The 12343-nt window shown below is 72.8% G+C and carries 9 protein-coding genes; 8 read left to right on the forward strand and 1 reads right to left on the reverse strand.

Features of this window, described 5'->3' with window-relative positions; genetic code table 11:
• The first annotated feature begins 112 nt into the window (after positions 1-112).
• Positions 113-1777 (forward strand): PucR family transcriptional regulator, encoded by a 1665-nt coding sequence (locus K7472_RS02395; RefSeq protein WP_308013731.1) that lies wholly within the window; start codon positions 113-115, stop codon positions 1775-1777.
• Positions 1778-1840: 63 nt separating this feature from the next.
• Here the strand turns inward: K7472_RS02395 and K7472_RS02400 are convergent, their stop codons facing one another.
• Positions 1841-2428: an isochorismatase family protein gene (locus tag K7472_RS02400; RefSeq protein WP_222973405.1), complete on the reverse strand. Its 588-nt coding sequence runs from the start codon at positions 2426-2428 to the stop codon at positions 1841-1843.
• Between the two features lie 198 nt (positions 2429-2626).
• Between K7472_RS02400 and K7472_RS02405 the strand changes: the two genes are divergently transcribed.
• The 7 genes from K7472_RS02405 (at position 2627) to K7472_RS02440 (ending at position 12251) form a co-directional block, all read left to right on the forward strand.
• A complete protein-coding gene (locus K7472_RS02405; protein WP_222973407.1) occupies positions 2627-3952 on the forward strand; it encodes a serine hydrolase domain-containing protein in 1326 nt (441 codons plus the stop codon).
• Between the two features lie 23 nt (positions 3953-3975).
• Positions 3976-5808: a serine hydrolase gene (locus tag K7472_RS32400; protein ID WP_252394922.1), complete on the forward strand. Its 1833-nt coding sequence runs from the start codon at positions 3976-3978 to the stop codon at positions 5806-5808.
• Positions 5809-6073: 265 nt separating this feature from the next.
• Positions 6074-7657: an ABC transporter substrate-binding protein gene (locus K7472_RS02420; protein ID WP_222973409.1), complete on the forward strand. Its 1584-nt coding sequence runs from the start codon at positions 6074-6076 to the stop codon at positions 7655-7657.
• Positions 7654-8673, forward strand: coding sequence for an ABC transporter permease (locus tag K7472_RS02425; RefSeq protein ID WP_222973411.1), 1020 nt, complete (start codon positions 7654-7656; stop codon positions 8671-8673). The genes K7472_RS02420 and K7472_RS02425 overlap by 4 nt, the downstream gene beginning before the upstream one ends.
• Entirely contained in the window at positions 8670-10490 is a 1821-nt protein-coding gene (locus K7472_RS02430; RefSeq protein ID WP_252394923.1) for a dipeptide/oligopeptide/nickel ABC transporter permease/ATP-binding protein, read from the forward strand. Before K7472_RS02425 ends, K7472_RS02430 begins: the two co-directional genes overlap by 4 nt.
• Positions 10487-11179, forward strand: coding sequence for an ABC transporter ATP-binding protein (locus tag K7472_RS02435; RefSeq protein WP_222973414.1), 693 nt, complete (start codon positions 10487-10489; stop codon positions 11177-11179). Before K7472_RS02430 ends, K7472_RS02435 begins: the two co-directional genes overlap by 4 nt.
• A 49-nt stretch (positions 11180-11228) precedes the next feature.
• Positions 11229-12251 carry a dipeptidase gene (locus K7472_RS02440; RefSeq protein WP_222973416.1) on the forward strand — a complete coding sequence of 341 codons (1023 nt, stop codon included), beginning with the start codon at positions 11229-11231 and terminating at the stop codon, positions 12249-12251.
• The last annotated feature ends 92 nt before the right edge of the window (positions 12252-12343 follow it).

Below are 12343 nucleotides of genomic sequence, written 5' to 3' on the forward strand. Positions count from 1 at the left end.
CTGGTCAGACGGGGGCAGCTGCCGCCATCATTGGTGCGATACGACGGAACGTCGACGTATTCTCGTGCCCGGATACGAACCGGCGGCACAGGCGCCGACCTAGCCTGCGGAGATGATCGCGCACATGTCGACGTATCCCGCACGCAGTCTCGGCCGGGTGCTGGAGGACTTCGGACGGACCCTGCTGGACCTGCTGCACGGCGACGTGGACGCGGTGCCGGAGATCGGCGGGGTGGCGATCCACGACCCGTACGACGAGCAGGTCTTCCCCGCGCACGCGATCGTGCTCGCCGTGTCGGCCCGCTCCCGCGCGGACATCGAACAACTGCTGCGGCAGCTCGGGGCGCAGAGTGTCGCGGCGCTCGTCGTACGTGGTCCGGTGGCGGAGGCCGAGCAGCTGGGGCTGGTGGCGGCCGAGACGGGAGTCGCGCTGCTCGCGCTGACACGCGGGGCCTCGTGGGCGCAACTGGCCGCGATGCTGCGGACGCTGCTGTCGGAGGGCGACGTCGGGGAGGCGGAGGGGGACCGGCAGACGCTGGGCGGGGTGCCGTCGGGCGATCTGTTCGCACTGGCCAACGCCGTCTCGACGCTGCTGGACGCGCCGATCACCATCGAGGACCGGCGCCAGCGCATCCTGGCGTTCTCGGGGCGACAGGACGAGGCGGACGCCTCGCGCGTGGCGACGATCCTGGCGCGGCAGGTGCCCGAGGGATACGTGCGCATCCTGGAGGGCCGCGGCGTCTTCAAGGAGCTCTACCGCAGCGCCGATCCGGTGCACATCGCGCCGGCGACCCTCAGCGAGGGGGAGACCGCGCTGCCCCGGGTGGCGGTCGCGGTGCGGGCCGGTGACGAGATCCTGGGATCGATGTGGGCGGCGGTGGCCCGACCGCTGACTCCGGAACGGGAGGCCGCGTTCAAGGAGACTGCCAAGCTCGTCGCCCTGCACATGCTGCGGGTGCGCGCGGGGACGGACGCGGAGAACCGGTTGCGCGCCGATCTGGTGGCGACCGCGCTGGAAGGCGGTGCCGGTGCCGCCGACGCCCTGCGCCGCCTCGACCTGGCCGACGAGCCCGCACTGGTGGTCGCGCTCGGCGTGACCGGCGCGACCACCGCCGACCACGCGCTGCTGACCGCCGAACGGCAGCAGTTGACCAGTGCCCTGGCGGTGCACCTGACCGCGGTCCAGCCCCGTTCGGCGGTGGCGCTGCTGGGGGACGTGGCGTACGCGATCGTGCCGGCCGCCGGTGACCCGGCCGCGGCCAGGGAGCGGGCCGTGCAGCTCGGCCAGGACTTCCTGCACCGCACGGGCGGGCGGCAGGGAGCGGTGGTGGGCGTGGGGTCGGTCGCGCCGGAGCCCACCGCCCTGGCGCGGTCGCGCGCGAACGCCGACCGCGTGCTGCGGGTGCTGTTCGCCGGGCCGGGCGAGCGCAGGGTGGCGTCCATCGCGGACGTGCACGTGGACGCCCTGCTGCTGGAGATGCGCGATCTCGCACGGGCGCACGGCGACGAGCTGTCGGCGCCCATCGCGCGTCTGGTGGCGTACGACGCGAAGCACAACGCCCAGTTGGTGGCCACGCTGCGGGCGTGGCTGGACGCGTTCGGCGACGTGATCGAGGCGTCCGCGCGCGTCTTCGTGCACCCCAACACCTTCCGCTACCGCATCCGCCGCGTCGCGGAGGTGAGCCGGCTGGACCTGGACGACCCGGCGCAGCGGTTCTCCGCGATGCTCCAACTGCGGTTGATGGACACGGGGGTTGGCGGGCCCGGGCAGCGATGAGCCGCGGTCTCGGTCACCCGTGAGGTGACCGAGACCGCGGTCGGTGACCGGGTGCCGCCGGTGCTACAGCCGCACGCCCGGCGGCACCGGCAGGTCGCGGTGGGCGTCGTGGAAGGCGTTGGCGCGCTCGTCGGTGCGGATCCAGTCGTAGAAGAGTTCCTTGGTGGACAGCGTCTCGATGCCCGCTCTGGCCAGGCGGCGCAGTCCCCGGTCGTGGGCCGGTCCCGGGGAGAACGTCGCGTCGTCCACCACGGCCACCCGCCTGCCCGCGTCGTGGAGCCTGATCGCCGAGTGCGCGACGCAGATGTCGGTCTCCAGGCCGACCAGCACCATGGTCGTGCGCCCGGTGGCCTCGATGGCGTCCGCGATGTCCGGGTTGTCCCAGACGGCGAAGGCGTTCTTGGGCAGCGTCACGGCCTTGGCGGGAAGGCGGTCGGCGATGGCCGGTTCCGTGCGGCCGTTGCCCGCGGGGTCCTCCTCCGTGACGACGACGGGAACGCCGAGGCGGTCGGCGACGGCGGTGAGCCAGGCGACGCGCTGCACCATCTCGTGGTATCGCAGCCGGTCCACGTCCAGCCGCCGCGGCGGATAGAAGTCGGTCTGCACGTCGATGACCACCAAGGTGGTGTCGTCACGGTCGATGAGCGGCATCAGCGCGGTCTCCTCGTCATGGGTCGGCGATCACCCTAGACACGCCACGCGGCGCGCGGGTCGTCCGGCGGGCCAAGCGGCAGGTGTGCTGTTCGTCGTCGGGCACCAACCACGACCGGGACGCACCGCATAGGGTGCGGAAACCGCTCGGCGGCCCCCGGCATCGCACCGCCCCTCACCTCCGGAAACGAGGACTCCGTGACCGCCCACCCCGCCCACTGGACGGCCCGCCTGTCAGCCCTGGCGCAGCAGTACGCCGTGCCGGGCGCGAGCCTCGCCTTCTGGCACGCGGACCGGGTCCACACCGCGGTGACCGGCGTGCTCAACACCGCGACCGGCGCGCCCGTACAACCGGATTCGCTCTTCCAGATCGGTTCGGTCACCAAGGTGTGGACCGCCACGCAGATCATGCTGCTGGTCGAGCAGGGGGAGTTGGCGCTCGACGACCGGCTGGTCGACGTGCTGCCCGGCTTCCGGGTGCGGGACGCGGAGGCGACCACGACGATCACGATGCGGCACCTGCTCACCCACACGTCCGGCATGGACGGTGACCTGTTCCTCGACACCGGACGCGGTGACGACTGCCTGGCGTCCTACGTGGCCGCCTGCGCCGGTCTGGAGCAGGTCTTCCCCGTCGGCGCGTCCCACTCGTACTGCAACTCCGGGTTCGTCATCGCGGGCCGGGTCGTCGAACACCTCACCGGACTGACCTGGGACGCGGCACTGCGGGACCGGATCTGCCGCCCCCTCGGCCTGACGCACACCCGCACCCTGCCCGAGGACGTCCTGTCCTTCGGCGCCGCGATCGGTCACACCGAGGACGGTGTGCCGGTGGACCGCTGGGGACTGCCCCGGTCCGTCGGTCCCGCCGGGCTGGTCTGCGCCCGGCCCGCGGACGTGGTGGCCTTCGGCCGCGCCCATCTGACACCGGGCGCGCTGCTGGCCGACCCTGCCGCGTTGCGCGTACCGCAGGCCGAACTGCCCAACCCGTACGACGACGCGCGCTGGTGGGGGATCGGCTGGAGCCTGGACGAGTGGGACGGCCACCTCGTCGCCGCGCACACCGGTGACACCATCGGCCAGCACGCGGCCTTGTGGGTGCTGCCGGAACCGGGCACGGTCGCCACGGTGGCGGTCAACGGGGGCCGCTCCGCCGAGTTCCAACGCGCCGTGATCGGCGAGCTGGTGGCCGCCCTGCACGGCATCCGCGTCCCGGCTCCTCCGGCTCCTCCTGGCGAACCCGTCGACGTCGACCCCGGGCCGTTCACCGGCGTGTACGAGAGGGCCGGGAGCAGGATCACCGTCACCGCCCACGAGGCCGGACTACGGCTGTGCGCGGAGCCCACCGGCCTGCTGGCCGGCCTCGCACGGCCCCGCACCCTGGATCTGGTCCCGTTCACCAGCACCGCGTTCCTCGCCCGCGAGCACGAGGACGACCAGTGGCAGCCCGTGGTGTTCGAGGCCCGCCCGGACGGCGTCTCGTACCTGCACCACAGCGGCCGCGCCACCCCCAGAGTCCGCTGACCCTCATCGCGATCGGAACCGCCATGACCTCTTGCGCACCACCGTCCGCCCAGCAGACGATCGCGGCCCTCCGGCAGATCTTCGACGACGCGGGCGTCGAGGGCTTCGTCCATGCCCGCGACCTCGACACCGGCGCGGAGATCGGCCTGCGCGCGGACGAGCGGGTCATCGTCGCCTCCCTCAGGAAGATCCCCGTCGCCCTGGCGTACGCGCGCCGGGCCGCGTCCGGACAGCTGGACCGCTCCGCCCGCCACACGGTCACCGACGCCAACCGCGAGGGCGGCGGCATCGGCACCGACTCCTGCCTGCACGACGTGGGCATGAGCACCCGTGACCTCGCGTTCTTCATGCTTTCCATGAGCGACAACGCGGCCACCGACAAGCTGATGGAGATCGTCGGCACGCAGGCCGTCCGGACCGCCGCCCGTGACGTGGGGTGTCCCGACCTGCCGGTGGGACGGTGGCGCGAACTGTGGGATCCGGTCTGGGAGGAGCTGGGCATCGACCCCGAGGGGGACCTCGACGCGCAACTCGCCGAAGTCGGTGACGAGCGCATACGGGACCTGGCGATGCTCGACCCCACCCGGACGGGCTTCGCCACCCCGCGGCAGGTCACCGGCATGCTCGCCGCGATCTGGCACGACGAGGCCGGAACGCCGCAGGCGTGCGCCGAAGTCCGTGAACTGATGCGCCATCAGCTCTCCCAGCACCGGCTGGTCGCCGCGTTCGAGGACGGCGTGACGGTGTCGGCCAAGAACGGCTCACTGTGGGGCGTCCTCAACGAGGCCGCGGTCGTGGAGTTCCCCGACGGCGGCCGTTACGCCGTCGCCGTGTTCCTGCGCACCCCGGCGCTGCACGGCCGCCAGCCGCGCGCCGATCAGGCGATCACCCGGGCCGCGCGGTGCGCCGTCGAGCACCTGCGCGCAACGCCCGCACCCGCCTGGCGCCCCCACGTCACCGCGCCCGCCGCCGTCACGTCGTCCGGCCTCGACCACCAGCTGGAGCGGATCTTCGCCGACGCCCGCGCGGAAGGCTTCGTCCACGCCCTGGACCTGACCGACGGAACAGAAGTGGGCCACCGGGCGGACACCCCCGTCGTCCTCGCCTCCGTCTTCAAGATCCCCATCGCCCTGGAGTACGCCCGCCAGGCGGCCACCGGGGAACTGGACCGTGCCGCCCGACGCACCGTCACCGCCGACCACCGCATGGGCGGGAGCGCCACCGCGGGATGCGGGAACGACGTGGAGATGAGCGTGCGCGACCTGGCGTTCATGATGATGACGATCAGCGACAACGCGGCCACCGACCTGCTGCTCGACGTCGTCGGACAGGACCGCGTCCGCGCCACCCTGCGGGCGCTGGGCCTGCCCGGCTTCGGCGTACGGTCCTGCCGGTCCCTCGACGACGACATCCGCCGCGACCTGGGCCTGGCCCCGGGCAGCTCGATCGACGACCAGCTCGACCACGTCACCGAGGCGGACCTGCTCGCGCTGAGCACACACGACCCGGCGCGCGCTCCGTCCGCGACACCACGCGAGGTCACCACGTTGCTGCGGGCGATCTGGCGGGACGAGGCGGCGCCCGTCGAGGCCTGTACCGAAGTGCGGTCCTTGATGGCCCAACAGGTGTGGCAGCACCGGCTGTCCGCGGGCTTCGGTCCTGAGATGACGGTGGCCGGAAAGACCGGCACCGAGTTCGCGGTGCGCAACGAGGCCGGCGTGGTGACCTGCCCGGACGGCAGACGCTACGCGGTCGGCGTGTTCCTGCGCACCGCCTCCACGGCGACCCGCCAGCCCGCCGCCGACCAGGCCATCGGCCGGGCCGCCCACGCCACGATCAGGTGGCTGCGTTCCTGACCGGTACGCGTGCGGATCAGGAACGCAGCCACCTTAATCCGCACGCGTGTGTCCTGACCCGCACGCGTGCGTCCTCGCACCCACACGTGCACGTCCCCGCGCCGACGGGTTCGCACGCCGCCGCCCGGCCCGGCGGCGGCCCGAGGCGACCGTCGGGAATGGGACACCGCGACGAATTCGAGCCAACCGATTCGTCGTCCCGCCTGAACCATCCGGACGCGCGAGCCGGGAGGGTGAGGCAACTTCCCCAGCCTGGAGCTCCCTGATGAAGACACCCCGAGTGGTCGTCGCCGGCATCGCGGCGTCAACGCTCCTCCTGGCCGGCTGCGGCGCCCCGACAGCGGGCACCAAGGGCGGTGAGACGTTCGCCTTCGCCCTCAAGAGCGACCCCGGATCGCTCGATCCCGCCCTGGCGCAGAGCACCTCCACCTACACCGCGCTGTCGCTGGCCTACGACACCCTGGTAAATGTCGACAGCGACGGCCGGGTCGTCTCCGGCCTCGCCGGCTCCTGGAAGGTCAGGCCGTCCTCGGTCACCTTCACCCTCCGCAAGGGCGTCACCTGCGCGGACGGCAGCCCGGTGACCCCGGACACGATCGCGGCGAACGTCCGCCACATCACCGACCCCCGGACCGCGTCCCCGGCCTACGGCGTCGTCGTGCCCGAGGGACTGACCGCGACGCCGGACGACGCCGCGGGAACGGTGACGCTGTCCACCCCGCGGCCGTTCTCGTTCATCCTGCAGAGCACCCGCTACCTGTTCGTCGTGTGCGGGGCGGGCCTGAAGGACCGCAAGCTGCTGGCCGACGGCACCTCCGGCTCCGGGCCGTTCCAGCTCACCTCGGAGCAGCCGGACCAGAGCTACGTCTTCACCCGCCGCAAGGGCTACGCGTGGGGGCCCGGCGGCGCCGGCACCGCGGGTCCGGGCGTGCCCGGCAAGGTCGAGCTGCGCGTCCTGCCGAGTGAGTCGACCATCGCCAACGAGTTGCTCTCCCACCAGCTCAACGGCGCACTGCTCGAAGGCCCGGACCGGGCGCGCGTGAGCAACGTGCCCGGGGTGACCACCAGCATCCAGCAGAACGGCACTCAGGAGTTCTTCTTCCACGAGGGCCCGGGCCACCCCGGCAGCGACCCGGCCGTGCGCAAGGCCCTGCTGGCCGCTGTGAACCTCACCGACCTGGGCGCCGTAGCCACCAGCGCGACCGGTCGGCGTCCCACCGGCCTGGTCACCCAGCCCCGCCCCTGCTCCGGCGACAGCGTCACCGGCCACCTGCCCGCCTACGACCCGCAGGTGGCCGAACGGGAACTGGACGCCGCCGGCTGGCGCCGCCCCGGCCCCGGTCAGGTGCGCGTCAAGGACGGCAGGAAGCTGACGATCCGCATGATCTACGGCGCCTCCGCGGGCGAGACCATGGCCGCGGCCGCCGAGTACCTCGCCGACGTCTGGAAGCAGATCGGCGCGGACGTGCAATTGCGGGCCGTGTCCGACGCCGCCTACAGCCAGGTCGAGGACGTCACCCAGGACTGGGACGTCGACTGGGCACCGCTGGGCGTCACGCTGCCCACCCAGCTCGTCGGCCTGCTGTCCGGCCCCTTCACCCCCGACGGCAACAACTTCGCCCACCTGACCAACACCACGTACGACAGCCTGACGGCCAAGGCGAGCACGCTGCCCGGAACCACCGGCTGTTCGCTGTGGGAACGCTCGGAGAGCGCCCTGTTCGACGACGCCGACCTGGTCCCGGTCGTGGACAAGACGCAGACGGTGGCGGCTTGGGACGCGACCTTCCAGATCTCCTCCGGCCTGTTCTCGCCCACCACGATCCGCCTGACAGGGGCCACGAGATGACCGCGCACGCCTCCCCTCCCGCTCACGCCTCCCCTCCCGCTCCCGACCGCCGCGGCCGGCGGCCGGGCGCCGGCTTCCTCGCCCGCCACCTGCTGCGTCTGCTGCTGTCGCTCACCGTCCTGGTCGTGGCGTCCTTCGCGATGATCCACCTGATCCCCGGCGACCCGTTGCGGCAGATGCTCGGACCCTCCGCGCCGAAGGCCCTGGTGGACCAGCGCCGTGCCCAACTGGGCCTCGACCAGCCGCTGGTCGTCCAGTTCGCCCACTACGTGCGGCATCTGTGCACCGGCGACCTGGGCACCTCGTTCTTCTCCTCCGAGCCGGTCAGCGAGATCATCCGCCAGGGCCTGCCCAACACCCTCGCCCTGGCCCTGCTCGCCACACTCGTCGCCCTGGCGGTGGCGATCCCCCTCGGCATGTGGAGCGCGGTGCGTGCCCACCACGGCCGCGGGCGCCGTACCGACACCGTCTTCGCCACGCTCACCGGCGCGGCCGTCGCGGTCCCCGAATACCTCTACGGGCTCGCCCTGCTGCTGGTCCTCGCCCTGGGCGCCCACCTGCTGCCGCCCGCCGGTCTGACCGGCCCGTCCTCCTACGTGCTGCCGGTCCTCTCGCTGGCGATCGCGCCGGCCGCGATGATCGCCCGCCTGGCCCGGGTGGAGACCCTGCGGGAGCTGGACACCGACTACATGCGACTGGCGCGCGCCAAACGCCTGCCCCCGTGGCGTACCTACGCCGTGCACCTGCTGCCCAACACCCTCACCGCGACCCTCACCATGGGCGGCCTGCTGCTCAGCGGCCTGGTCACCGGCAGCGTGCTGGTGGAGAACGTCTTCGCCTGGCCGGGCCTCGGTCTGCGCACGGTCGAGTCGATCACGCAGAAGGACTATCCCGTCGCCCAGGCCATGATCCTCGTCTACGGCGCGCTGGTCCTCGTCATCAACTTCCTCGTCGACGTGGCCCTGGGCGTCCTCGACCCCACGTCCACGCTGTCCGCCGGACCCAAGGAGGCATGATGCGCCGCCTGCTGCGCACCCCCGCCGGACTCGTCGGCACCACCCTGGTCGCCGCCCTGCTGGTCCTCGCCGTCGTCGCGCCGTGGATCTGGGGCTCCGATGCCACCCGCATCAACCCCGCGCAGATCGGCCAGGGATCCAGCGCGGCCCACCTGCTGGGCACCGACGCGCTCGGCCGCGACCTGCTGGCCCGCACGCTGGTCGCCACCCGGCTGACCCTCGGCCTCGCCGCGCTCGCCACCGGCATCGGCACGGCCGCCGGGATCGTGCTGGGCGCCCTGCCCTCCCTGCTGCCGCGCGGCTGGGGCCGCTGCGTCGTCGCGGCCGTCGACATCCTCGTCGCCTTCCCCGCCCTGCTGCTGGCGATGTTCACCGCGGTGGTCACCGGACTCGGCGGGCGCGGAGCGGTCCTGGGCATCGGGGTGGCCCTGGCCCCCACCTTCGCCCGCCTCACCCACACCCTGACCGCGTCCGTCGCCGGCAGCGACTACATCGCCGCCGCGAGGATGCTGCGCGTCCCGCGCCACCGCGTCCTCACCCGGCACGTGCTGCCCAACATCGCCGAGCCGCTGATCCTCAACCTCGCCCAGTCCATGGGCGCCGCGCTGCTCGGGCTGTCCGCGATGTCGTTCCTCGGCATGGGCGTCCAGGCGCCGTCGTACGACTGGGGCCGCCTGCTCAACGACGCCTTCGGGCACGTCTACGTCACCCCGTCCGTGGTCGTCGCCCCCGCGGTCGCGGTCACTCTCGCCGGGCTCGGGTTCATGCTGCTGGGCGACGCGTTCGCCGCGGCGGCCGCCCGCACCATCGACCCCGTCGGCGACGCCGTGCTCCCGGACCTGCCGAAGGCCGCTGCCCCCGCCGACCCCGACGCCGTGCTGGAGATCCGCGACCTGACGGTCGCCTTCCCCGGTGGCGTCACACCCGTCCGCCAGGTCTCCTTGACCGTGCGGCCGGGGGAGATCGTCGGCGTCGTCGGCGAGTCCGGCAGCGGCAAGAGCATGACCGCCGCCGCGATCGGCGACATCGTGCCCCACCCCGGCCTGGTCGGCAGCTCCCGCTCCCGCCTGTGCGGGGTCGACCTCGACACCCTCACCCCCGCCGCCCGGCGCAAGCTCCTCGGCTCCTGCCTGGCCATGGTCTTCCAGGACCCCACCTCCTCCCTCAACCCCGCCCTGCGCGTGGGCGGCCAGCTCGCGGAGGTCGCCACCCTGCACGCCGGAGCCACCAGGGCCCAAGCCCGCGCCCGCGCCGTCGAACGCCTCGACCGGGTGCACATCAAGCACCCCGAGCACGTCATCCGCCAGTACCCCCACGAACTGTCCGGCGGCATGCGGCAGCGCGCCGTCATCGCCATGGGCCTGATGGGCACCCCGCGGCTGATCATCGCCGACGAACCCACCACCGCCCTCGACGTCACCGTCCAGCGTGAAGTCCTGCGCGTGCTGCGCGAGGTGGTGGACGAATCCGCCGCAGGCGCGCTGTTCATCTCCCACGACATCGCCGTCGTCGGCGAACTGTGCGACCGCGTCGCGGTGATGTACGCCGGCCGCGTCGTCGAGGAACTGCCTGCCGCCGACCTCGCCGCCGACGCCCGCCACCCCTACACCCGCGCCCTCATCGGCTCACTGCCCGACATGGCCACCGACCGGTCCGCCCCGCTCACCACGATCCCCGGCCGCCAGCCCGCGCCGGGCGACGTGCCGACCGGCTGCGCCTTCGCCGACCGCTGCGCGCTCACCACCGCACGCTGCGCCACCCGCCCGCGCCTGGTCCGCGACGGACAGCACGCGGTCGCCTGTTGGGAGGTCTCGTGAACATCGAACAACTCACCGTACGGTTCGGCCGCTTCACCGCCGTCGACCACGTCACCCTCGCGGTGCCCGACGGCACCGCGCTCGGCCTGGTCGGCGAGTCCGGCTCCGGCAAGTCCACCCTGGCCCGCGCGGTCGCCGGACTCCTCCCGCACCGCGGCAGCGTCACCGGAGTCACCCCGGGGCGGATCCAGATGGTCTTCCAGGACCCCTACTCCTCCCTCGACCCGCGGATGACCATCGGCGAGGCCGTCCTCGAAGGCGCGCGCACCAGCCGCCACCAGCGCGCCGCGCAGATCACGCGCCTGCTCGACCTGGTCTCGTTGCCCACCTCCTGCGCCGCCAAGTACCCGCGCGAACTGTCCGGCGGGCAGCGGCAGCGCGTCGCGATCGCCCGGGCGCTCGCCGCACGGCCCGAAGTGCTCATCGCCGACGAGATCACCTCCGCCCTGGATGTCTCCGTACAGGGCGCGGTGCTCAACCTGATCCGCGAACTGCGCGCCGAACTCGGCCTGACCATGCTGTTCATCTCCCACAACCTCGCCGTCGTCCGCTACGTCTGCGACACCGTCGCGGTCATGCGCGGCGGCCGCCTCGTCGAGAACGGCCCGGTCGACGAGGTGGTCAACACGCCGACCGACCCCTACACCCGCGCCCTGCTGGACGCCGTACCGCGCCTGGCCCCCGCCTGACGGCGATCGCGCCGCCCCCTCAACCCCCCTTCACCGGAAAGGCGTTGCCGTGTCCGAGGACCTCCACCACCGCGCCGTCGTCGCCGACGCGCACAACGACCTGCTGATGGCCGTCGCCGCCCGCCCCCCGAAGCGCTGGGGCGCCTTCTTCCGCGAACGCTGGCTTCCGCAACTGCGCGAAGGCGGCATCGATCTACAGGTCCTGCCCGTCTTCATCGACGACCCGTACCGCCCCGAAGGCAGCCTCCGGCAGACCCTGCGCATGATCGAATGCGCCCACGTCCTGGCCGAGGAGAACGCCGACCAGGTCGCCCTGTGCACCAGCGGCACCGAGATCGACGCCGCCCTGGCCGCGGGGAAGACCGCCCTCGTCCTCGCGCTGGAGAGCGCCCCCGGCATCGACGCCTCCGTCGAGCTGTTCTCCACCATGCACCGCCTCGGCGTACGGATCGCGTCCATCGCCCACTGGGGCCGCACCCCGCTCGCCGACGGCAGCCGCGAGGACGCCACCGGCAGTCGGCTGACCGCGCCCGGCGTCGCCGCCGTACGGGAGATGGAACGCCTCGGGATCCTCTTCGACGTCTCCCACCTCGGCGCGACCGGCGTCGCCCACGTCCTGGAACTGGCGACCCGCCCGCTGATCGCCACCCACTCCTGCGCCCGCGCGCTGCGCGACCACCACCGCAACCTCACCGACGAGCAGATCCGCGGTGTCGCCGCGACCGGCGGCCTGGTCTGCGTCGCCTTCGTCCCCGACTTCCTCACCGACCGTCAGGACACCGTCCACGTCGACCGGATCGTCGACCACATCGAGTACGTCGTCTCCGTCGCCGGTGTCGACCACGTCGGCATCGGCGCCGACTTCGTCCGCGAGGTCATGACCGACGTCATGCCCCCGTGCTGCGAGGACTTCCCCGATGAGGAGGACCCGGGGTTCACCTTCCCCGGCCTGGAAGGCCCCGCCGGCATGCCCCTGGTGACCAAGGCCCTGCTGACCCGCGGTCTGCCGGAAGCCGACATCCTCAAGATCCTCGGCGGCAACCTGCGCCGCCTGCTCACCACCCACCTGTGACGCCTCCGGGGCTGACCGGCCGCATGCGGTCCCCGGCCGCCCGTTGGTCGTCACGAACGAACCGGTCCCTCACGATTCAGACCGTACGACCA

This window comes from Streptantibioticus parmotrematis, assembly GCF_019890615.1.
Classification (GTDB): domain Bacteria; phylum Actinomycetota; class Actinomycetes; order Streptomycetales; family Streptomycetaceae; genus Streptantibioticus_D; species Streptantibioticus_D parmotrematis.

Bases quoted from the DNA above. Each gene is read 5' to 3' on its own strand.
- K7472_RS02395 (WP_308013731.1), top strand. From the start codon at position 113: ATGATCGCGCACATGTCGACGTATCCCGCACGCAGTCTCGGCCGGGTG.
- K7472_RS02420 (WP_222973409.1), top strand. From the start codon at position 6,074: ATGAAGACACCCCGAGTGGTCGTCGCCGGCATCGCGGCGTCAACGCTC.
- K7472_RS02430 (WP_252394923.1), top strand. From the start codon at position 8,670: ATGATGCGCCGCCTGCTGCGCACCCCCGCCGGACTCGTCGGCACCACC.
- K7472_RS32400 (WP_252394922.1), top strand. From the start codon at position 3,976: ATGACCTCTTGCGCACCACCGTCCGCCCAGCAGACGATCGCGGCCCTC.
- K7472_RS02400 (WP_222973405.1), bottom strand. From the start codon at position 2,428: ATGCCGCTCATCGACCGTGACGACACCACCTTGGTGGTCATCGACGTG.
- K7472_RS02425 (WP_222973411.1), top strand. From the start codon at position 7,654: ATGACCGCGCACGCCTCCCCTCCCGCTCACGCCTCCCCTCCCGCTCCC.